General features: G+C 69.1%; 22 protein-coding genes. 13 read left to right on the top strand and 9 right to left on the bottom strand.

The window, feature by feature from the left end:
• Nucleotides 1-10: 10 nt before the first annotated feature.
• Nucleotides 11-1417: an acetate metabolism transcriptional regulator RamB gene (gene ramB / locus IU450_RS01020; protein WP_195147897.1), complete on the bottom strand. Its 1407-nt coding sequence runs from the start codon at nt 1415-1417 to the stop codon at nt 11-13.
• Between the two features lie 94 nt (nt 1418-1511).
• Here ramB and IU450_RS01015 point away from each other — a divergent pair, with 94 nt between their 5' ends.
• From IU450_RS01015 to IU450_RS00990, 6 genes are all read left to right on the top strand, one after another.
• Nucleotides 1512-3023: an ATP-dependent DNA ligase gene (locus IU450_RS01015; protein WP_195147896.1), complete on the top strand. Its 1512-nt coding sequence runs from the start codon at nt 1512-1514 to the stop codon at nt 3021-3023.
• Between the two features lie 172 nt (nt 3024-3195).
• Nucleotides 3196-4449, top strand: a complete 1254-nt coding sequence (locus IU450_RS01010) for a lipase family protein (RefSeq protein ID WP_195147895.1) — start codon at nt 3196-3198, stop codon at nt 4447-4449.
• A 90-nt stretch (nt 4450-4539) separates the two neighbouring features.
• Nucleotides 4540-5742 carry an inorganic phosphate transporter gene (locus IU450_RS01005; protein ID WP_195147894.1) on the top strand — a complete coding sequence of 401 codons (1203 nt, stop codon included), beginning with the start codon at nt 4540-4542 and terminating at the stop codon, nt 5740-5742.
• Nucleotides 5743-5753: 11 nt separating this feature from the next.
• A complete protein-coding gene (locus IU450_RS01000) occupies nt 5754-6038 on the top strand; it encodes a hypothetical protein (RefSeq protein ID WP_195147893.1) in 285 nt (94 codons plus the stop codon).
• Nucleotides 6039-6049: 11 nt separating this feature from the next.
• A complete protein-coding gene (locus IU450_RS00995; RefSeq protein ID WP_195147892.1) occupies nt 6050-6385 on the top strand; it encodes a DUF3349 domain-containing protein in 336 nt (111 codons plus the stop codon).
• A gap of 14 nt (nt 6386-6399) precedes the next feature.
• Nucleotides 6400-6690 carry a DUF3349 domain-containing protein gene (locus IU450_RS00990; protein WP_195147891.1) on the top strand — a complete coding sequence of 97 codons (291 nt, stop codon included), beginning with the start codon at nt 6400-6402 and terminating at the stop codon, nt 6688-6690.
• A gap of 104 nt (nt 6691-6794) precedes the next feature.
• Here IU450_RS00990 and IU450_RS00985 read toward each other — a convergent pair whose 3' ends face one another.
• Nucleotides 6795-7235, bottom strand: a complete 441-nt coding sequence (locus tag IU450_RS00985; RefSeq protein ID WP_195147890.1) for a DUF4254 domain-containing protein — start codon at nt 7233-7235, stop codon at nt 6795-6797.
• A 55-nt stretch (nt 7236-7290) separates the two neighbouring features.
• Complete coding sequence (locus IU450_RS00980) at nt 7291-7593, bottom strand: hypothetical protein (RefSeq protein WP_195147889.1); 303 nt, start codon at nt 7591-7593, stop codon at nt 7291-7293.
• Nucleotides 7594-7782: 189 nt separating this feature from the next.
• Here IU450_RS00980 and IU450_RS00975 point away from each other — a divergent pair, with 189 nt between their 5' ends.
• Together IU450_RS00975 and IU450_RS00970 are read left to right on the top strand one after the other, a co-directional pair.
• Nucleotides 7783-8643, top strand: a complete 861-nt coding sequence (locus tag IU450_RS00975) for a helix-turn-helix domain-containing protein (RefSeq protein WP_195147888.1) — start codon at nt 7783-7785, stop codon at nt 8641-8643.
• A 10-nt stretch (nt 8644-8653) separates the two neighbouring features.
• Nucleotides 8654-8866 (top strand): DUF397 domain-containing protein, encoded by a 213-nt coding sequence (locus IU450_RS00970; RefSeq protein ID WP_324197487.1) that lies wholly within the window; start codon nt 8654-8656, stop codon nt 8864-8866.
• Nucleotides 8867-9121: 255 nt separating this feature from the next.
• Here IU450_RS00970 and IU450_RS00965 read toward each other — a convergent pair whose 3' ends face one another.
• The 5 genes from IU450_RS00965 to IU450_RS00945 form a co-directional block, all read right to left on the bottom strand.
• The gene (locus IU450_RS00965) at nt 9122-9946 is read right to left on the bottom strand and encodes a class II fructose-bisphosphate aldolase (protein WP_195147887.1); all 825 of its coding nucleotides are present in this window, start codon (nt 9944-9946) and stop codon (nt 9122-9124) included.
• 385 nt (nt 9947-10331) lie between these two features.
• Nucleotides 10332-11273: a hexose kinase gene (locus IU450_RS00960; RefSeq protein WP_324197486.1), complete on the bottom strand. Its 942-nt coding sequence runs from the start codon at nt 11271-11273 to the stop codon at nt 10332-10334.
• An 8-nt stretch (nt 11274-11281) separates the two neighbouring features.
• Nucleotides 11282-12442, bottom strand: a complete 1161-nt coding sequence (locus tag IU450_RS00955; RefSeq protein ID WP_195147886.1) for an N-acetylglucosamine-6-phosphate deacetylase — start codon at nt 12440-12442, stop codon at nt 11282-11284.
• Between the two features lie 477 nt (nt 12443-12919).
• Nucleotides 12920-13996, bottom strand: a complete 1077-nt coding sequence (locus IU450_RS00950; RefSeq protein ID WP_195147885.1) for an ROK family protein — start codon at nt 13994-13996, stop codon at nt 12920-12922.
• 265 nt (nt 13997-14261) lie between these two features.
• A complete protein-coding gene (locus IU450_RS00945) occupies nt 14262-15173 on the bottom strand; it encodes an SIS domain-containing protein (RefSeq protein WP_195147884.1) in 912 nt (303 codons plus the stop codon).
• 160 nt (nt 15174-15333) lie between these two features.
• On the opposite strand from IU450_RS00945, the gene IU450_RS00940 reads away from it, so the two are divergent.
• The 5 genes from IU450_RS00940 (at nt 15334) to IU450_RS00920 (ending at nt 20145) form a co-directional block, all read left to right on the top strand.
• A complete protein-coding gene (locus tag IU450_RS00940) occupies nt 15334-16584 on the top strand; it encodes an extracellular solute-binding protein (protein ID WP_324197485.1) in 1251 nt (416 codons plus the stop codon).
• 28 nt (nt 16585-16612) lie between these two features.
• A complete protein-coding gene (locus tag IU450_RS00935; RefSeq protein WP_228833890.1) occupies nt 16613-17467 on the top strand; it encodes a carbohydrate ABC transporter permease in 855 nt (284 codons plus the stop codon).
• Nucleotides 17464-18351 carry a carbohydrate ABC transporter permease gene (locus IU450_RS00930; RefSeq protein ID WP_195147882.1) on the top strand — a complete coding sequence of 296 codons (888 nt, stop codon included), beginning with the start codon at nt 17464-17466 and terminating at the stop codon, nt 18349-18351. The genes IU450_RS00935 and IU450_RS00930 overlap by 4 nt, the downstream gene beginning before the upstream one ends.
• A gap of 123 nt (nt 18352-18474) precedes the next feature.
• Nucleotides 18475-19218: a TetR/AcrR family transcriptional regulator gene (locus IU450_RS00925; protein ID WP_195147881.1), complete on the top strand. Its 744-nt coding sequence runs from the start codon at nt 18475-18477 to the stop codon at nt 19216-19218.
• A gap of 135 nt (nt 19219-19353) precedes the next feature.
• Nucleotides 19354-20145 carry a DeoR/GlpR family DNA-binding transcription regulator gene (locus tag IU450_RS00920; protein ID WP_195147880.1) on the top strand — a complete coding sequence of 264 codons (792 nt, stop codon included), beginning with the start codon at nt 19354-19356 and terminating at the stop codon, nt 20143-20145.
• Nucleotides 20146-20170: 25 nt separating this feature from the next.
• Here IU450_RS00920 and pnuC read toward each other — a convergent pair whose 3' ends face one another.
• A complete protein-coding gene (gene pnuC, locus IU450_RS00915; protein ID WP_195147879.1) occupies nt 20171-20860 on the bottom strand; it encodes a nicotinamide riboside transporter PnuC in 690 nt (229 codons plus the stop codon).
• Nucleotides 20861-20896: the final 36 nt, after the last annotated feature.

Raw genomic sequence — 20896 nt, 5'->3', positions numbered from 1 at the left:
GTCCGTGCGACTACTTCAGCACGTACGGCGACACGGAGCTGCGGTGTTCGCTGATGTCGAGCACCTTGCCCAAGGGCGGGAAGGCGCGCTGGGGGCAGTTGGCGCGTTCGCAGACCCGGCAGCCCGCACCGATCGGCGTCGGCTGCACTTCGTCGAGATCGATGCCGTCGGCGTAGATCACGCGGGCCGCGTGCCGCAGTTCGCACCCGAGACCGATGGCGAACGTCTTGCTCGGCTGTCCGAAGCGGGTGGCGCGACGTTCCACCGTGCGAGCCACCCACAGGTATTTGCGGCCGTCGGGCATCTGCGCGATCTGGGTCATGATCTTGCCGGGATAGGCGAAGGTCTCGTAGACATTCCACAGCGGACACGTCCCGCCGCTGGCCGAGAAGTGGAAACCGGTGGCGGACTGGCGCTTCGACATGTTGCCCGCCCGGTCCACCCGCACGAACGAGAACGGAACGCCGCGCAGTGACGGTCGTTGCAGCGTGGACAGCCGGTGGCAAATGGTCTCGTAGCTCTGGGTGAAGAACGCCGACAGCCGTTCGATGTCGTAGCGGAAGTCCTCGGCGACCTCGTGGAAATGCGTGTACGGCAGCACCGTCGCGGCGGCGAAGTAGTTGGCCAGGCCGAGCATGGCCAGCTTGCGCGCGTCCTCGGACGCGAAATTCCCCTCCTCGACCAGCTTTTCCAGCAGCTCGCCGCACTCGAAGTAGGCCAGCTCGGCGGCCAGCTTGAAGGTCCGCTGCCCGCCGGACAGATGCGGGGCGATCTCCAGGTTCCGGGTCAGCGGGTCGTAACGGTGCAGCACGCCCTCGCCGAGGTCGATGCGCTCGGTGATCCGCACGTCGTGCGACCGCAGCATCCTGGCGACCTCGCTGTTCACGTCGCCGCCGTGGAAACGGATGCGCGCGGTGAGGTCCTCGGCGGCCGTGTCCAGCTCGTGGATGTAGTTCTGCCGCTGGTAGAAGTAGTCGCGCACTTCCTCGTGCGGCTTGCTGATCGCCCCGCTGCCCGCGCTGTCGGCGAACCGGTCCTCGGTGGCCGCGGCCAGCTGCGCGGAGGTATTGCGGTAGCGGTTGTGCATGTTGACCAGCGCGCGGGCCATGCTCGGGTGCGCCGAGACCATGTCGGCGATCTCCTGGGCGTCGGCCTCGATGCCCAGCTCCTGGTCCATCACCACCTCTTGGAGTTCGGCGATGAGGCGAGTGTCGTCCTGGGCAGAGAAGAAGGTGGCGTCGACGCCGAACACGTCGCTGATCTTCAGCAGCACCGGGACGGTGAGCGGGCGCACGTCGTGCTCGATCTGGTTGAGATAGCTCGCCGAGATCTCCAGCTGCTGGGCCAGGGAGACCTGGCTCAGCCCGCGTTCGGTTCGCAGCTGACGCAACCGAGCGCCGACGTAGGTCTTGGCCATGCGTCCAGTTTATGGGCGCTTTCACATCTGTGCCAATCGGCGATTAACACTCGGTTCCGCCACGGTGTCGTACCCGGCGGCTACCGTCGGCAGGGTGTTGTTCTCGGATGTCGTCGTGGCCTCGGAGACCGTGCGCGCGACCAGGTCACGCAAGACGAAAATCGCCACGTTGGCGCAACTGCTGACCTCGGCCGCGCCCGAGGAGCTCGCCCCGGTGGTCGCGTGGGCGTCCGGTGAGCTACCGCAGGGGCGGATCGGCACGGGGTGGCGCACGCTCACCGCGCTCGACAGCGCGCCCGCGCCGGTGGCGACGCTGTCGGTTCCGGCGGTGCACGCCGCGCTGAGTGATCTGGCCGGTACCTCCGGCGCCGGTTCCGCGGCCCGGCGCAAGGAACTGCTCGCGGCGCTGTGGTCCGCGGCGACGGCGCAGGAGCAGAACTTCTTGGTGCGCCTGCTCACCGGCGAATTGCGTCAGGGCGCACTCACCGCCGTGGTCGCCGAAGCCGTGGCGGTCGCCGCGGGCGTGCCGGCGGATCTGGTGCGCCGGGCGTACATGTTGTCGGGCCGGTTGCCGGTCACCGCCGTCGCGGCTCTGACCGGCGGCGCTCCCGCGCTCGCGGAGTTCCGGCTCGAAGTCGGCCGTCCGATCCAGCCCATGCTCGCCTCACCCGGTGCGACGCTGGACGAGGCGCTCATCGAGTTCGAGGGCGAGGTGAGCGTCGAGCACAAGCTGGACGGCGCCCGCATCCAGGTGCACCGGGACGGTGACCGGATCCGGGTGTTCACCAGGACGCTGCGCGAGATCACCGAGGGCGTCCCGGAACTCGTCGAGCTGGTCGCGGCCCTGGACTGCACGAGCGTCGTGCTGGACGGGGAGACGCTGGCGCTCACCGACTCCGGGCGCCCGCGCCCGTTCCAGGAGACCATGAGCCGCTTCGCCGAGGTGAGCTCCACCCGGGAACTGCTGCTGCACCCGTACTTCTTCGACTGCCTGCACCTGGACGGCCGGGACCTGCTCGACGCTCCGCTGTCCGAGCGGCGCGCCGCGCTGACGAAGGTGGCAGGCGAACACGCCATTCCCGCGCTGCTGCGGCCGGACGCCGAGACGGCCGCCGAATACTTCGACGGCGCGCTGGCCGCGGGGCACGAGGGCGTCATGATCAAGTCGCTGACCGCGCCGTATGCCGCGGGCAGACGGGGCAGGGCCTGGCAGAAGATCAAGCCGACGCACACCCTCGATCTGATCGTGCTCGGGGCGGAGTGGGGTTACGGGCGCCGCACGGGCTACCTGTCGAACCTGCACCTGGGCGCGCGGGACCCGGAGACCGGCGAGCCGGTCATGGTCGGCAAGACCTTCAAGGGCCTCACCGACGCGCTGCTGCAATGGCAGACGGCCGAATTCCCGCGTCACGAACGCTCCCGCGATCAGCACACCGTGTATCTGCGGCCTGCGCTCGTCGTCGAAATCGCTTTGGACGGCGTACAGGTCAGCCCGCGCTATCCCGGCGGCGTCGCCTTGCGTTTCGCCCGCGTGGTGCGCTACCGCCCGGACAAAGAACCCGCCGAAGCGGACACCATCGACACCGTCCGCGCGTTGCTGCCGTAATAGGCGCAGCGATGTGAAGCGCGCTCGCTCCCGCGCCGGGCGCGTGTCGGGCGTGCGGAGCGCGTCGAGCCACTGTAAGTATGGGCAGCGCAAGGTTCCGGATGGCCGCCACAATGCACATGGTCCGGCCGGTTCGTACTTCCGGACAAGGAATCGGCGGGCGGGTGGGATTATGCGAATTTTGCTGTGCGGGCGGTATGTCCGGCTGATGGTGGCGCTGCTCGCCGCCTTGGCGGTGAGCGCGGTCGGTACGCCCGCACAGGCGAATCCGATCGAGCAGTTCCTCACGCCGTCCCGCGAATACTCGGGAATTCTGCCGACGCCGCTGAACGATCCGTTCTACACGCCGCCGCCGGAATTCGAGACCCTGCCTCCGGGAACGATTCTCGCGTCCCGCCCCGGAGGCACCGGTCTGACCGTCTTCCCGTTGCAGTCGACCGAACTGCTGATCCGGTCCACCGATGCCAAGGGTCGTCCGGTGCCGGTGGTGGCGACATTGCTCGTGCCGCGCGCGCCGTGGACCGGGCCCGGTCCACGCCCGGTGCTGTCGTTCAACGCCGCGATCGACTCGCTGGGGCATCGGTGCGCACCTTCCTATGAGCTCAGGACCGAGCTGTCGGCCAAGTTGTGGGCCGCCCAGATCCCGCTGGCCAAGGGCTACGCGGTGCTCATCCCGGACCATCAGGGCCCGCGGCAGGCATACGGGGCGGGACTGATGGCCGGGCACGCGGTGCTCGACTCGATCCGGGCCGTGGTGGGAACGCCTGACCTCGGTTTGCGCCCGGACGCGCCGACCGTGGTCACCGGATATTCCGGTGGCGCGATCGCCAGCGGATGGGCCGCCCAGCTGGCGCCGGAGTACGCGCCCGAGCTGAACCTGGTGGGCGCGGCGTTCGGCGGCGTCCCCGCCGACTTCGGCATGCTGCTGTCCACCATGAACGGCCGCAACGCCGCCTCCGGGGTCTTCTTGGCCGCGACGCTCGGGTTGGCGCGCGAATACCCCGAGCTGCTCGACCTGATGAACGACAACGGCTGGCGACTGGCCCAGATCGGCAAGGATCTGTGCATGACCGCGGAGGAATTCGCCGGTGTCGTCGCGCCGATCCCGGTGCAGGCGCTCACCCAGGCCGCGGCGCCCACCGAGCTGCCGATGGTCAAGGAGATCCTGGCCGCCAATCGGCTGGGCGCGAGCGCGCCGACGGTACCGGTCTTCCTCTATCACGCCACGCACGACCCGTGGGTGCCGCTGGCCGGCGCGGAAAACCTCTACGCCGACTGGTGCGGCGCCGGAACGCCGGTGGATTTCCAGGTCTATCTCGGCGAACACTTCCTGGTCGGCCTCAGCGGCATCCCCGGCGCGAACTCCTGGATCGATGATCGGTTCGCCGGTCGTCCGGTGGCCGCGCACTGCACCCGATCCGGCTGATACCGGGCGAACCACACTAGTCCATGCCGGTCGACGGAACTTCGCTCACCGGCCTGGCTGTGGCGATCGAGGGTACAGCACACTGGAGGCGTGACCGTCGAATTACTGGTTCTCCTGATCGTCATCGTCACGGCGCTCGCATTCGATTTCACGAACGGCTTCCACGACACAGCCAACGCGATGGCGACCTCGATCGCCACCGGAGCGCTCCGGCCGCGCGTGGCGGTCGCGCTCTCGGCGGTGCTGAACCTCGTCGGCGCGTTCCTGTCGGTCGCCGTGGCGGCCACCGTGGCGAAAGGGATCGTGCGGCTCGACGCCGTCGGAGGCCACGACCTGCTCGTGATCGTGTTCGCCGGTTTGGTCGGCGGGATCCTGTGGAACCTGCTCACCTGGCTGTTGGGGCTGCCGTCGAGTTCCTCGCACGCGCTGTTCGGCGGCCTGATCGGTGCGACGCTGGCCGCGCTCGGCTGGAGTGGCGTGATCTGGGCCTCCGGGTCGGACGGCGTGCTCACCAAAATCGTTCTTCCCGCCGTGCTCGCGCCCGTCGTCGCCGCACTGGTCTCGGCGATCGGCACCTGGCTGGTGTACCGGATCACCCGCGCCGCCGAAGAGGACAAGGTCACCGAGGGCTTCCGCTGGGGTCAGATCGGCTCCGCCTCGCTGGTCTCGCTGGCGCACGGCACGAACGACGCGCAGAAGACGATGGGCGTGATCTTCCTCGCGCTCGTGGCGCACGGCACGCTCACCAAGGACGACGAGCTGCCGCTGTGGGTGATGGCCGCGTGCGCCGTCGCCATCGCGGCGGGCACCTACCTCGGCGGCTGGCGGATCATCCGGACGCTGGGCAAGGGCCTGGTCGAGATCGACTCGCCGCAGGGGCTGGCGGCGGAATCCGCCTCGGCCGCGATCATTCTGACCTCGGCCCATTTCGGGTTGCCGCTGTCCACCACCCAGACCGCGACCGGCGCGATCCTCGGCACGGGCATCGGCAAGGGCGCCGAGGTGCGCTGGGGCGTGATGGGGCGGATGGTGGTCGCGTGGCTGCTCACGTTGCCGCTGGCCGCGGTGGCCGGGGCGATCTGCTGGGCGATCGCCCACCTGATCGGCGGGCTGGCCGGGGTGCTCGTGGTCTTCGGCATTCTGCTCGGACTCTCGGCACTGATGTACCTGCGGTCGCGGCGCGATCCGGTGCACACGGGCAATGTCAACGAATGGCCGGGCGACGGGACCGATCCGCCCGCCCCGGGCGACCGGGCCACGTCGGCGGACTCGAACCACTCGGCCCAGGTGTAGGAGGATCACCCGTGCACACACTCGTCACGAATCTGAACGCGCTGTGGAAAGTCACCGTGGCCGGGCTGATACTCGGAGCGGGGCTGCCGATGATCTTCGCGATCGGAGTGCGGTTCTGGTCGATGACCGTGACGACCGACGCGAGTACGGGCACGGTGCGGCGCAACTACCCCGCGCTCGCGATCGCGCTGACGTGCTTCGTGCTGGTCGTGGCGGCCATCGTCAGCGGAATCCTGTACACGGCGAAGGCGTTCCTCGCCGCCAGATTCGGCATCCATCTGTTCGGACAGGCCTGAGGAGTGCCAGCGTGACCGATCCAGTGAAACCCGCCCCGACCCGGCCGAAGCTGCTCGGCAAGGTGGTGGGCTGGCTGCGCGCGGGTTACCCGCAAGGTGTGCCGCAGTCGGATTACGTCGCCCTGTTCGCGGTTCTGCACCGGCATCTCACCGATTACGAAGTGGTCGCCATCGCGGAGGAATTGGTCGCGTCGAATCCGGACAGCCAGATCAGCCACGCCGAGATCGAGCAGGCCATCGCTCGGTTCGCCCTGGAGCAGCCGGACGAGCGGGACGTCGCCCGCGTCGCCTCCCATCTGGCGGCTGGCGGCTGGCCGCTGGCCGATCCGCCCGCCGATTCCGACTGACCGAGCCGCCGCCGATGCCTCCCTTTCTGAACGCGATCATCGGCTGGCTGCGGGTGGGATACCCGGACGGCGTCCCGGAATCCGACTACATCCCGCTGCTCGCGCTGCTGCGCCGCCGTCTCTCCGACGAGGAGGTGGCCCGGATCGCCGCCGCGCTCACCGGCTCCGCCAAGGCGGACATCGATGCGACCGACATCCAGGTGATGATCACCAAGATCACCAACAACCTGCCCTCCGAAGCCGACGTGGCCCGGGTGCGCGCCCGCGTCGAGGCCAACGCCTGGCCGGACCCGGATGAGGCGTGAGCACGGTTCCTCGCCGCGGTCGACGTCTTCGTCGGTCGCGCCCGAGCCGGGGCTGTTCGCGCGGATCGAGGGCGATGGTCGGCCAGGCCGGGGTGAGGACCGGGTCACGGGTGTTCGCGTGGGCCGCTGAGGTAGGGCAGGCGGCGCAGGCCCGCCGCAACCTCGTACGCGAGATCCTCGTAGCCGAGCGCCAGTTCGGCGAGGCGTTCCCAGGCGTTGTGCACCGCCCATTCCGGTGCGCCGGAGAGGATTTCGTACGCGCAGGCGGAGAACTGGGCGAGCCGGTCGACCACCATGCCCACGGTTTCGGTGTGCATGTGCGCGCCGCCGTGCGGCAGTGGGGCCTCGGTGGCGACCCAGCGGTCGATGGCGAGGACGAGCCGGGCGCGTTGCCGGTCGATGTCGTCGGCCCCGTCCAGTTCACAGCGCAGGCGGCGCTTGTGTAATCCCGCGAGTAGGTGGGCGGACGCCAGTATCGGGTGGTCGCGGCTCGGCACGCTACGGCACGCGTGCAGGACGAACTCTTTGGTCGGCAGTGGTTCCACTGCGATAACCCCCTGGATCGAATGGTCGTACCGGGCGTCACGCGGGACGCGAAGATCATCGACGATGCCGCCCGCCCGGGCGCGGCAATCGGTGCCGATCGGGTATCGGCCCGGTGTCCCACGGCGATTCGAGGACGACGAGGCCGACCGCCTCCAGCGCCGTGAGCCCGAACCGGCGCACCAGCTCCTCCGTCAGCGAAACCATCTCCGCCGCTTGGATCGCCGCCGTCGCCTGCTCCGTGGTGACCATCCGGCCGCGTAGATAGGACACCACCCACGCGTCGTCGCTGACCCGCCGCGCCTGATGCGGCGTCCGATCGCTCACGATCCAATTCCGGTCGACGACATGCACGGACATCAGAACCCCCTCCATCCCCGCCGAGCGGGGGCAGTGCATAGCCCCCGCCTGTGATGCACAGCACACGCAGCGTAGGTGCCGGACGCTGGATAAGTCAAGTTGACCAGTCAATTTGACAAACTCGGCCCGCCGTGGATGCAGGTACGGTCATCTGCACGAACAGCCGGAGCCGGAAGGATTCATCGGACGATGGCACCACTCTCGCCCACGGTCGCGCGCTGGGAGCTCATGCTCCGAATCAAGCGCCGCCGCACCGAGTTCGACGTCTCCGCGTCGGTCATCGCCAAGGAACTCGGCTTCACGCTGTCGTACTGGTCGAAGGTGGAGAAGGAACGAATCCTGGCCGAGGACAAGCTGCGAAAACTGATGAGCCTGCTCGAATTCGACCCGGACGAGCGTGCGGAGATGCTGCGCCTGCGCGAGATCGCGAAGCGGCGCGGCTGGTGGTCGGAGTACGCGGGGTTGCTGTCGGAGGAAGTGATACGCCTCTACGGATTGGAGCACGGAGCCGAGCGCATCCGCACCTACGAAAGCGTCCTGATTCCTGGGTTGTTGCAAACGCGCGAGTACGCACGCGCAGTCTTCACCAATGACCTGGCCCGGGTTCGTAGGGTCGAGATCGACCGGTGGGTCGAGGTCCGCATGCGCCGCCAGGAAAGATTGACCGAGCCCGATCCGCTGCGCCTCGTCGCCGTGATCGGCGAAGCGGCGATTACACAGCGCACCGGTGGCGTCGAGGTGCTCCGGGGGCAACTTCGCCATCTCACAGCACTGATCGAGCGCTACCCGGAAACCGTGGACATCAGGGTCATCCCGTTCGATGCTCCGGGTGGAGTTCTACTCGGCGGGGCGACCTTTCACGTGCTCGGCTTCGGGAGCGCACTGCTGCCGGACGTCGCGTGGAGTGAGACTCTCGTCCAGCTCGGGCTGATCGAGGATGCCGAGCCGGTGCGGCATCTCAACACGATGTTCGACAGCGCGCTTGCCGAGCAAGCCATGTCCAGGACCGATTCGCTCGCCTTGATCGAGGCCAAGACGGGCGGCTTGTAAACTCGAGATTGTGGATAGCTCGAATTTCCCTGTGCCGGGCTGGTTCAAGTCGTCCTACTCCAGCGACAGTCAGGCGTGCGTAGAGGTGTGCTTCGACGGCGGCCGAGTGCTGGTCCGAGACAGCAAGTTCCAGGGTCCGCCCAACGCATCACCCACCCTGGCGTTCACGCCCACCCAGTGGGCAGCGTTCACCGCCGCGATCCGCGCCTCCGAACCCGCCTGACCGAGCGGCAACCACGCGCGAGCGCGCGTCTCCCAGCCGACTCTCAGCTTCACAACACCTGGCACCCAGCTTCATTCGCAAGAGTGTCCCCGTCGGTGCGAAGCGATCCATCGACAGCCCAACCGGTGGGCAACTGCCCTGCCCACCACAGGCCGGCGGCGCGCAAACCCTCGCACGCGCCGCCGGCCGGTAACTCTTCCACGAGTGGCACATGGCCGCGGCGAACCGCGTAGGTCAGCGGCTGCGTGCGGCTTGTCAGGTGAGGAGGTGGAGGAAGTGTTCGACTTCCGATTGGATGGCGACGCGGGCGGGGATGAGGTACTTGCGGGGATCGGAAAGGCGGGAGTCGTTCGTGAGGCACGCGCGGATGGCGGTTGTCATCCGGATGTTGAGGCGGGTGGCGATGTTGATCTTCGTCATGCCGTGCTCGACGGCGGCGCGCAGGCCTTGATCGGGGACGCCGGAGGAGCCGTGCAGCACGAGGGGGACAGGGACTTTCGCGGCCAAGTGGGCGATCAGATCGTTGTCGAGTTCGGCGGTGCGGGTGTGCATGGCGTGCGAGGAGCCGACCGCCACCGCGAGGGCGTCGACGCCGGTGGCGTGCACGAACTCGACCGCCTCGTCGGGATCGGTGCGCGCGCCGGGTGCGTGCGCGCCGTTCTTGCCGCCCACCTCACCGAGTTCCGCCTCGATGTGCACGCCGCGTTCGTGGCACCAAGCGGTGATCGCGGCGGTGCTGTCGAGGTTGTCGGGGTAATCGAGCGCGGAGCCGTCGTACATGACCGACTCGATACCGAGATCGACTGCGGTGTGGATCAATCCGGCGCTGGTGGCATGGTCGAGATGGACCGCGACGGCGGCACGGCTGTCGGCGGCGATGCGCAGGCAGGCGAGGGCGAGAGGGGCGATGCCCCGGTGATAGATCGCGGTGTTCTCCGACAGTTGCAGCACCACCGGCCGGTTCGCTGATTCCGCGGCCGCCACGATCGCCTCGGCGTGCTCGAGGGTTATCACGTTGAACGCGCCGAGTCCGCCCGGGCGGGCCGCGGCTATCAGCTCCGGAATCGAGGTCAGCGGCATAGTGACTGCTTTCGCGAGACCGCGATGTGTCTGTTGTACAGGGGTTTTCCGGCACCGGCGGCGTCGGGCGGAACTCGGTCGAGCGGGTGGGAAAGCGCTTCGGTCTTCGCGCTCACCCGGCCGGTGCTGCGCGCCGTCGAACGGAACCGCAGCGGCACCTGTGCGGACTCGCCTGCCATGAGCGGCTCGCCACCTGGGGCGACGGTGGCCGTCGGAATGTCGACGTTGTGCCGGGTTCGCCATCCGGGCGATGCTCGGGACCAGGGCGGCTGGAACCCGCGGCCCGGCCGTGACATCCGGGCATCCCGCCCGGTCGCGCGCTGTGTTATCGGGCTGCATGGTGGACCGCAACGGCGGCCGACCGGCTCGGTGTGGTGGGCGACAGTCATGGGGAAGCCTTCTGCGGTGTAGGTAAATCCAGTTCTCGAACCCGGACCGTCGGGGTGAGGCGGGTGCGCAGACAGCGGTCGATCTCACCGGCCACCGGGACGACCACGGCCGCCGCGGACGTGGCGACCGCGTCGGCGAGCAGGGCGGGCCAATCCGCGCGCGGATCGGACGAGAGGGCGGCGATCACCGCCGCCACCGCGGCATCGCCCGCGCCGGTGGGATTCCCGGCGAGCGGTTCGGGCAGCGCCGCCGACCACGCGCCCTCGGCGGTCACCGCGGTGATTCCCTCGTGACCACGTGTCGCGATCACGGCGCGCGCCCCGTTCTCGACGACCGCATTCGCGGCGGCGACGATCTCGTCGGCGGTCTCGGGCTCCGCGCCGGTGAGGCACTGCAATTCGGCCTCGTTCGGCATGAGCACGATGCCCGGCACCTGGGCTGCCAACCGCAGCGCCTCGCCGTCGATGTCGCAGATGGTCGGCACATCGGCCGCGATGGCGGTGCGCGCGATCTCGGCGGGCAGCGAGGGTTCGATGCCGCCGGGTAGCGAACCGGAGATGACCAGACCGGCGATATCGGGCAGCAGCCCCGCCACCCGCACCGCCAACTGCTCGGCCGCGTGTGGATTGGAGACGCGGGCGCCCGGCTCCCACAGTGCGGTGGCCGTGCCGTCCTCGGATTCGCTGATCACCACCGTGCGGCGCACCCAGGGCAGTGCGTGCACGAAGTCGACCGGCATCTCCAGTTCGGCGGCGGCTGCGAAGGCGTGGTCGGAGAATCCGGTGGCCCTCGCGTATTTGCCGAGCTGATTCAGCACCCGGGTCACGTTGATGCCCTTGCCGCCGATGCGCTGCTCCACCGACCGGACACGGTGGGCCTGCCCGCGTTCGAAGCGTTCGACGCGATAGGTCATGTCGTACGCGGGATTCATTGTCACGGTGAGGATCACCTCAACCACTGTCCACGTCTGAGCACCCCGCGCAAGTGGAGATTGTCACTGACTGTCAATATGTCGGCGAAATGACCGGGCCGCAGGTCACCGACGCCGGTGAGCCCGAGCGCGGCGGACGGAACCGAGGTGGCGGCGAGCACCGCGTCCCGTAACGGGACACCGGATACGCGCACCGCGCGCGCGAGGCACTCCAGCAGGGTGCTGACGCCGCCCGCGATCGACCCGTCGGCGATCCGCGCCACCCCGTCGCGGACCGTCACCGGCTGCGGGCCCAGCTGGTATTCGCCGTCGCCGAGCCCCGCCGCCTGCATGGCATCGGTGACCAGCGCGACTCGGCCCGGCGCGGTCGCGAACACCAGCGCGGCGAAGCCCGGATCCACGTGCACGCCGTCGCCGATCAGCTCCACGATCGCGTCCCCGGCAGCGGCGGCCACCAGCGCCGCGGCGACCGGGCCAGGGCGCCGATGGTGCAGCGGCGGCATGCCGTTCGCCAAGTGCGTCACCAGGCTGCCCGATCCCCGAGGTAGCAGGGCGTTCCGGAAGGAGGCGTAGTCGGTGTCGCTGTGGCCGAGCGCGACCACCACCCCGTTGTCGACCAGCCGCCGCGCGACCGCCGCGTAACCGGGGCGCTCCGGCGCGAGCGTCATCGCGCGCAGGTGCGCGCCTCCCGCGGCCAGCAGCTCGTCGGTCAGCCCGAGATCGGGGTCGCGCAGAAATCGTGGGTCCTGCGCCCCGCATCGCGCCTGCGACAGGAACGGCCCCTCGACATGGATGCCGCCGAGCACGCCTTCCTCGGCGAGTTCGCGCAGGGCAGCCGTCTGCGCCACCATCTCCGCGGGGGGACCGGTGACCACGCTCGCCACCACCGTGGTCGAGCCGTGCGCATGATGCGATTGCGCCGCCTTCCGGGCCTGTGCGCCGTGCACGCTGTCGAACCGATAGCCGAACCCGCCGTGATTGTGAATGTCCACAAGCCCCGGCAGCACGGTTCCAGAAAATGGCGGCTCAGGTAAATCGGGATGCACCGCGCGCCATTGCGGGAACGACCGAACCGCCTCGATCCGGTCCCCGGAGACCATCACCACGCCGTCGTCCAACGCGACGCTCGCGGAGACGATGCGGCCCCGGATCATCAGCTCGGTGTCTGCTGTCATGTCAGTGCCTCCCGGCCCGAGATTGGGTGCCCGCCGTGCGGGACCGGTCGGCAAGTACGGGGTTCGGCTGCGAGCTCGCAGGACGCGCCCACCGTGCGCGACGATCGGTGAACTGGAGTGCGGCGGCCGCGAGGGGCCCGCGGCGGTGGATCGCCGGGTGCGAGATGGCACCGCCCGGGTTCGAGTCGCGAGAGTCGTCACCACGTCGTCGAGCGTCACACGCGCCGACGGGAGGCGTCCCCGGATCGCAGGTTTCACACGCGCTGTTCATGCCGGGTCCTCCTCGGGTGCGAACGAGGTGATGCCCGACGGGCGGCTCCGGGTCGGCGGGTACGCGGTTCGGCTGTGCTGTCGGCGGGGCGTCGTGTGGACGATCGCACGTCATCGAGCCGGTGCCGGTTATCAGCGCCGTGCGACTGTGGAAGATGGCGCACGGCGGCACGATGTGTCGTCGGATCGGCGGTTTCGCACGCGGCGTCATGTCAGTGCCCCTCGGCGGGCGAACAGGGCGGCGCCCGCCAGGCCCGCGCGGGCGCCGAATCGGCCGAGCACCACTCGGGGTGGAGGGACCAGGCGGAGGCGGGCGGCCAGTGCTCGGTGCAGCGGGTCGGTGAGCGCCGCGCCCGCTCCGGCCAGTCCGCCGCCGAGGACGACCAGTTCCGGGCAGGCCGCGTGGACGATGCCGACCAGTCCGTCGGCCAGCGCGTCCACCGCGTCCTCGACCACGGCCGCCGCGTCGGGGTCTGCCGATACCAGTGCGAAAACGTCCGCGGCGCCCGCGATCTCGCGGCCGGTGCGGCGCGTGTAGGCCCGTGCGATGGCCGCGCCCGACGCGACCGTCTCGACGCACCCGGTATTGCCGCAGGGGCAGGGCAACCCGCCCGCACGCCGCACCGGCACGTGCCCGTACTCGCCGACCTGCCCGTAGCTGCTGCGCACCAACCTTCCGCCGACCGACAGGGTCCCCGAAATGCCGGTGCCCAGAATGACGACGCACACATTGTCGAAGCCCCGACCGGCGCCGTACCGCCACTCCGCCCAACCGGCCACGGCGACGTCGTGTTCGATCAGCGTCGGCAGACCCCAGCGGTGGGTGAAGCGGTCGCCGACGTGCACGTCCCGCCAACCGACATTGCTGCTGAACACCGCGATCGATCGGGCGGTGTCGACGATGCCGGGCAGCACGACGGCCGCGCGGCGGACGCGACACCGGTCGGATTCCGGCAGTTCGGCGAGCAACCGCTCACCCAGCTCGCCCATCGCGTCGAACGCGGCCGGGCCGTACGGCGTGGCGACCGCGGCCACGGTCAGCGCCGCGCCCGTGGCGTCGGTGACCTCGCCTTTGATGGTGGTTCCGCCGACATCCAAGCCGAGGACGAGCGCGTCGTCCGGCAGCGCCTCCGGGATCGCCGCTGTGCCCAGCGCGGCCGCGGACTGCACCGTCGACCCCTGGTGCGCGGCCGGGCGGTCGTCGCGGCACGCGCAGTCCGTTCCCGCGGCGCGCGGTCCGGATCCGCCGGAACCAGGCGGCGTCCGCGGCTGTTCGATTCCCATTCTCGGCACAGTAGTTCGTGGCAACTCCCGCGCCGGTGCACGCGCGGCCTGCGGTGATGTCGTGCCACAGGGCTGGGGCTCCGCCGTGTCCAGGGCAGCTACGAGCTCGGATCGGTCCGCGATCCATGGGGTCGCGGCGATGCCAGCCGTGTTGGCCAGGGTGGTCGGCCCCGATGTGGGGGCGGTGTCGGCCGTGTTCGGTGTGGTGGTGGCTTTTGGTGTGGTGGCGGGCGAGCCCCGACCGGTATTCACCGCACGCCCGCGATCACGACTTCAGGACCACCGAGCGATTCAGGCCGCGTGGGTGGTCGGGGTCGAGTCGCAGGTCGGCGGAACGCAGCAGGCAGAGCCGGTGCACCCGGAGCAGGTCCGCCATCGGGTCGATGTCGCGGTGTTCCAGATGCGCTCCCGTTGCGGCGACGTCGTCGGCGAAGTCCGGCTCCAGGGGGCCGAAGGCCCAGACCGCGCGGCCGGGCGCCGAGATGGCGATCGGCCCGTGGCGGTACTCGGTCGCCGGGTACGCCTCGGTCCAGGACTGGCAGGATTCGCGCAGCTTGAGCGCGGCCTCCTCGGCGATGGCCGCCGCGAATCCCATGCCGACGAAGCTGATCTGCTCGGCGCCGCGAACCGCGGCCAGTGACTCGGCGGGATCCTCGGCGAGCACCGCGCGCGCCTGGGCGATCACCGGCGTCAGGTCCTCACCCAGGTGACTGCGCAGGATGGCCAGGGTGGTCGTCGCGAAGCGGGTCTGCACCACCGATCGCTCGTCGACCTGGTCGATGAGGATCGGATCGCCCAGTTCGAGGACGGGTGTGCCGGGGCTGGAACAGATCACCGCGCGCGGCGTGCGCGCCGGGATGTCCCGCATGGCACGCACCACTTCGGTGGTCGTGCCGGAGCGGCAGATCACCAGGTAGCGGTCGTATCCGCGATCGCGGACCGCGCTGGCGGGCCAGGCGTCGGTGATTCCCAGGCCGGCGCCCTCGCGCAGCGCCGCGATCGCGCTGGCCATGAAATAGGAGGTGCCGCAGCCGATCACGGCTACTCGCTCGCCCGGTCTCGGCAGTGCGGCGTGGTGGTCGGCGGCGACGGTCGCGGCGTGCGTCCAGTCGTCCGGCTGGGTGGCTACCTCGGTGGCCAGATGCGGTTCCGGCGTGTGGTCGGCAGGCGTTGGCACCGGAACAGCTTCACCCCATGTGATCGTTCATGTCAAATTTACGATCAAATCGGTCACATATGATCACGATTCGAGCTACATTCAGCTGCACGGACGGTGCGTCCTCCCATCATCGGCGCCTGCGCTGGCGCGGGGTGGGTAAATCTGAAAGGTTTCGCTCGTGAAAAGACCATTCCACCGCGTGCTTGCCGGAGTCGCGATGGTCACCGGCGTCGTGCTGGCCGTCTCGTCCTGCGGGTTCGGTTCGAAAGACGCCGCGGACTCCGATACCACGATCAATTTCCTCGCCCCGGTCTACAGCGACGGTGCCACGGGCACCAAGGCGCTGTGGGAAGGCATCGTCGCCGAGTTCCAGAAGCAGAATCCGGGAATCACCGTCAATGTGCAGATGGAGTCGTGGAACTCGATCAACGACGTGGTGCGCACCAAACTGCAGTCGAAGTCGACCACCCCGGACATCCTCAACATCGACGCCTACGCAGGCTTCGCCAGTGACGGCCTGCTCTACCCGGCCACCGAGATCGTCTCCGCGCCGGTGCTGGCCGACATCCAGCCTGCCTTCGCGCAGAACGCGGCGCTCAACGGTACGCAGTACGCGCTGCCGCTGTTCGCCTCCACCCGCACCCTGTTCTACAACACCGAGTTGTTCGAGAAGGCGGGCATCGTCCGGCCGCCGAAGAACTGGGCCGAGCTGACCGACGCGGCGAAGAAGATCCAGGCGCTCGGCGGCGGCGTCTCCGGGTACGGCCTGCCGCTGGGCAGCGAGGAGGCGCAGGGCGAAACCTCCATCTGGACCTTCGGCGCGGGCGGCTCCTGGGCCGACGGCGACCGGATCACCGTGGACACCCCGCAGAACCTGGAGGGGGTGCGCGCCATGCGTGAGCTCATCGATACCGGTGCGACCCAACCGAATCCGGGCGCGACCGACCGCAAGGACGTGATCAACGCCTTCATCCAGGGCAAGATCGGCATGATCGAGGCGCTGCCGCCCACCATCGGCCAGATCACCGCGAAGAACCCCGGTCTGCGGTACGCGACCGCGCCCTCGCCCACCAAGACCGGCACGCCGGTCACCCTCGGCGTGGCCGATCACCTGATGGCGTTCAAGAAGGACGGCACGAAGGCCGAGTCGATCAAGAAGTTCCTCGACTACTTCTACTCGGCCGCGGTGTACGCCGACTTCGTCAAGCACGAGGGCTTCATCCCGATCACCCTCAGCGCGGCGACGACGCTCGCCGAAGACCCGGTCACCAAGGCGTTCGCCGCCACGCTGCCGGTGGCGCGGTTCTACCCGAGCAACAACCCGAAGTGGGCCGCGGCGCAGGGCGCCATCCGCCAGCAGATGGGCACCATCGGGCAGGGCGCGGACCCGGCGCAGGTATTGCGCCGAATCCAGGAAGCCGCGAATTGACGTGCGGCGCAGAGGAATACTGGCGGCGTTGCCGTGGATCGGGCCCTCGCTGGTCCTGATCGCGGCCATCGTCGCCTTCCCGGCCTGCTACATGGTGTGGACCAGCACCAGGGACCTCAGCGCCTACGGCCAGGACCGGGGCAGCGCCGGACTGGCCAACTACCGCACCCTGTTCGGGATCTCCGAACTCGGCTCGGTGCTGGCCCACACCGTGGTCTGGGTGGTCGGCGTCGTGCTGCTCACCCTGGTGCTGTCCGCGGCGCTGGCGCAGTTCCTGAACAAGGACTTCCCCGGACGCACCGCGGTGCGGATGGCGATCCTGGTGCCGTGGGCGGCGTCGGTGGTGATGACGACGACGATCTTCTACTACATGCTCGATCCGGACGTGGGCATCGCCAACCGGTTCCTGGTGGACATCGGCCTGCTCGACCGCGGCTACGGCTTCACCAAACAGCCCACGCAGGCGTTCCTCGTGGCGATGGGCGTCGCGGTGTTCGTCTCGGTGCCGTTCACGACCTACACGATTCTGGCGGGACTGCAATCCATTCCGGCCGAGATCGATGAGGCGGGTCGCGTCGACGGAGCGGGCCCGTGGCAGCGCTACCGCCATCTCACCTTGCCGCAGCTGCGTCCGGCGATCGCGGTGGCGACCATCATCAACATCATCAACGTGTTCAACTCGCTGCCCATCCTGCAGGTGATCACGGGCAGCATCGCCGGATTCTCGGCGGACACCACCACGACGCTCACGTTCAAGCTGATCCGGCAGAACCAGCAGATCGACACGGCCGCCGCGATGAGCGTGCTGAACTTCGGGCTGATCGTGGTGATCATCGCGATCTACGTGAAGCTGGTCCGCCCGACCAGGGAGGTCGACCGATGACCGCGCAGCCCGAGGTACTCGAGCAGGGCACCTCGGCCGCCGCGCCGTCGTCCGAACGCGCCGGACGACGGCGCTGGGAACTCACCGCGGTAGGCGTGGTGCTCGCCGTGGTGTTCCTGCTGCCGTTCGTCGTGATGGTGCTCGGTTCGCTGAAGAGCAGGGCCGAGATCCTGCGCATTCCGCCGACGTATCTGCCGCAGACCTGGCATCCGGACAACTACGCGACGATGTGGGACACCCCGGAGACGCCGCTGCCGTTCAATCTGGCCAGCACGATCATCATCGCGGTCTGCGCCACAGCGCTGGTGCTGGTCGTGGCGATTCCGGCGGGGTACTACACGGCGCGGCACCGCTTTCCGGGGCGCGGTGCGTTTCTCGGCGTGGTGCTCGTGACCCAGATGTTGCAGCCCACGGTGCTGGTCACCGGGTTGATCCGGGAGTTCTTCGTGCTCGGCATCAACGACACCTGGCTGGCGATGATTCTGGTGAACGCCGCGTTCAACCTGTCCTTCGCGGTGTGGATCCTGCACAGTTTCTTCGCCGCGATCCCGGTGGAGATCGAGGAGGCCGCCATGCTCGACGGACTCGGCCGCTGGCAGACGCTGACCCGGGTGAGCCTGCCGCTGGTCTGGCCCGGCATCGTCACCGCCACCATCTTCGTCGTGGTGGCGTGCTGGAACGAATTCGCCGCGAGCCTGGTCGTGCTGACCACACCGGAGAATCAGCCGCTGTCGGTGGCGCTGACCAAGTTCGTCGGCCAGTACGACACGGCATGGCAGTACGTGTTCGCGATCTCCACCGTCGGCATCATTCCGGTGGTGCTGCTGTTCGCTGTCATCGAGAAGCGTCTGGTGGCCGGACTGACGGCGGGCAGTGTGAAATAGCTCGGACACGATCGAATCCGTTGCCGCCCATGACCCGAGCGCAGGAGCGCCGGCGCGATCGAATCGTCCGGCAACCGCCGTTCGGCGCGCTGCCGGAAGGTAGCCGCGCGGTAGCATCGAACGGTGACACTGCGGGATCACGGACCCAAGGACGGTCGCAGCTACGGCGGGCTGTCCAAGGAACAGCGGGTGGCCCAGCGGCAGACCCGGTTGATCGACGCCGCCCTCGAACTATTCGGCACCCAGGGTTACGCGGCCACCTCCATCGAACGCCTCTGCACCGTGGCGAACGTCTCCACACGCAGCTTCTACGAGGACATGGGCAGTCGCGAGGCGCTGCTCATCGCCTTGGCCAATCGCATCACCTCCCGTGCCCTCGAGCGCGCGCTCGCGGCGCTGGCGGCCACCGAGAACGAGCCTCTGCCCACGCGCGTGGTGGCGAGTTTCCGCGCGTATCTGGGCGTCACGTGTGCCGACGCCCGGTGCGCCCGAGTGTGCTACGTCGAGGTGGTCGGCGTGAGCGCCGCGGTGGAGGAGTGGCGCAGGCAGCAGCGCCGCTTGCTGTCGGCGCTGCTGATCAGCGAGGCCGAACGCGCCGTCGGCCGCGGCGAGACCGAACCCCGGCGTTTCGATCTCTTCGCGCTGGCCGTGATCGGCGCGGTCACCTCCCTCGCCCAGGAAACCGTGCAGAGCACAGCGCCGGATTCGGTGGTGGGGCTGGACGAAATCTGCGAGGAAATCGCGTATTTCGTGAATTCCGGTCTGTCCCATACGCGCCTCGACCTGGGGACGGAGGAAGAGGCAGGGCGCGGAAACGGGACACCGCGGCTGCTGCCGAGACCGACAGCAGAGGCCGATGTGTCCTGACCCGGCCCGGCTTGGCATCGGACGTGGGGAATCTCTACGGTCGGCGGGTGCGTGTGTTCATATTGTTCGCGTGCTCGCCGAAACAGCAGGTTTCCCGCACGACGTCCGCCGTGTGCGGCGAACGGGCGGTGTGAGATGACCGGACCGACGGATCGTCCGCAACGATGGAACCGGTTGCTGGAACTGCTCGCCGAATCCGGGCGGCTCTCGGTGGAGGAGGCCGCCGAGCGGCTCGGCGTGTCCGCCGCGACGGTGCGCCGCGATTTCACCGCCCTCGCCGAACAGCAGTTGGCGACCAGGACGCACGGCGGCGTGGTGGCGACCGCGGTGGCCTACGACCTGCCCGCGCGGTACCGGCAGTCCGGAGGCGAGGCCAAGCAGCGCATCGCCGAACACGCCGCGTCGCTGGTCGATCCGCACGCGGTGGTGGGGATGAACGGCGGCACCACCACCACGGCGGTGGCCAGGGCGCTGGCCGGGCGCACCGACCTCGGACCCGCCGGTGACGAACAGCTGACCATCGTCACCAACGCGCTGAACATCGCGGGCGAGATGGTGTTGCGGCCGCACATGCGCACCATCGTCCTCGGTGGGGTAGCGCGGCGGGAGTCCTACGAGTTGCACGGGCCGCTGGCCGAACGGGCGCTGGCGCAATTGCGGCTCGACGATCTCGTGCTCGGCGTGAACGCGATCTCCGCCGAGGGCGGGGCACAGTGCAGGCACATCGACGAGGCCGGGGTGACCACCGAGATGGTGCGGCGTTCCGGGCGGGTGCTGGTGGTGGCCACGGGGGACAAGCTCGAGCGCACGGCGCTGGCCCGCATCTGCGGCATCGAGCAGGTGCAGGTGCTGGTCACCGACACCGAAGCCGATCCGGCCGCGGTGGAGAAGATCCGAGCCGCGGGCGTGCGGGTCGACGTGGTGTAGGCACGCCGGACCGCGTGTGCCGGAGCTACTCCGCGGCGGCCGGTTCCAGCGGCCGCGGGATCCCTGCTTCCGGCCGCATGCTGCGGGTCCACACGAGGAAGCCCCAGGCCACGAAGCCCGCGTAGACGAGATACAAAGCGGCCGACGGGTAGTACCCCGCTCGTACCAGCAGCGGAATGCCCACGAGGTCGACGGCGATCCAGATCAACCAGAACTCGGCCAGCCCCCGGGCCATGCCGTAGGTGGCCAGCACCGATCCGGTGAAGATCCACGCCTCGGCCCACGGACCGTAGGAGCCGAGCCACGCGAACAGCTGGGCGAACACCGCCGTGCCCGCGAGCATCGCCACCACGAGGACGACGCGTTCGCGCGGACCCGCCCAGCGCGGGTCGACGCCGCGATGCTCGAGTCCGGTCTCGCGCGCGGAGTGGCGATGCCAGCTCCACCACCCGTACACACTGACCGCGACGAACATCAGCTGCCGACCGGCCTGTCCGGCCATATTGAGCTGCTGTGGCGTGTGGAACACGCCGCCGACAAACACGGTGAACAGCAGCGCGTTCCCGGCGATGCCGACCGGCCACGCCCAGACACGCCGCCGCATGCCGCCGATCGCGGAGGCCAAGCCGAAGCCGTTGCCGATCACTTCGCGCCAGAGGATCTCCGAGCCCGCGATGTGCAGCTTGGCGTCGAGCAGCGTGAGGATCGGGTTCACCTGTCGTGTAACCCGCGGCGGGGCGTATCTCATCCG

It is taken from the genome of Nocardia abscessus, assembly GCF_015477775.1.
Lineage (GTDB): Bacteria > Actinomycetota > Actinomycetes > Mycobacteriales > Mycobacteriaceae > Nocardia > Nocardia abscessus_A.
The sequence above is the reverse complement of the archived record's forward strand: the minus strand, read 5'-3'. Positions and strand labels throughout refer to the sequence as shown.

Excerpts from the sequence above, each read along its gene's own strand:
- ramB (WP_195147897.1), bottom strand. The coding sequence starts at position 1,417 with ATGGCCAAGACCTACGTCGGCGCTCGGTTGCGTCAGCTGCGAACCGAA.
- IU450_RS01010 (WP_195147895.1), top strand. The coding sequence starts at position 3,196 with ATGCGAATTTTGCTGTGCGGGCGGTATGTCCGGCTGATGGTGGCGCTG.
- IU450_RS00990 (WP_195147891.1), top strand. The coding sequence starts at position 6,400 with ATGCCTCCCTTTCTGAACGCGATCATCGGCTGGCTGCGGGTGGGATAC.
- IU450_RS00980 (WP_195147889.1), bottom strand. The coding sequence starts at position 7,593 with ATGTCCGTGCATGTCGTCGACCGGAATTGGATCGTGAGCGATCGGACG.
- IU450_RS00975 (WP_195147888.1), top strand. The coding sequence starts at position 7,783 with ATGGCACCACTCTCGCCCACGGTCGCGCGCTGGGAGCTCATGCTCCGA.
- IU450_RS00965 (WP_195147887.1), bottom strand. The coding sequence starts at position 9,946 with ATGCCGCTGACCTCGATTCCGGAGCTGATAGCCGCGGCCCGCCCGGGC.
- IU450_RS00955 (WP_195147886.1), bottom strand. The coding sequence starts at position 12,442 with ATGACAGCAGACACCGAGCTGATGATCCGGGGCCGCATCGTCTCCGCG.
- IU450_RS00950 (WP_195147885.1), bottom strand. The coding sequence starts at position 13,996 with ATGGGAATCGAACAGCCGCGGACGCCGCCTGGTTCCGGCGGATCCGGA.
- IU450_RS00930 (WP_195147882.1), top strand. The coding sequence starts at position 17,464 with ATGACCGCGCAGCCCGAGGTACTCGAGCAGGGCACCTCGGCCGCCGCG.
- IU450_RS00920 (WP_195147880.1), top strand. The coding sequence starts at position 19,354 with ATGACCGGACCGACGGATCGTCCGCAACGATGGAACCGGTTGCTGGAA.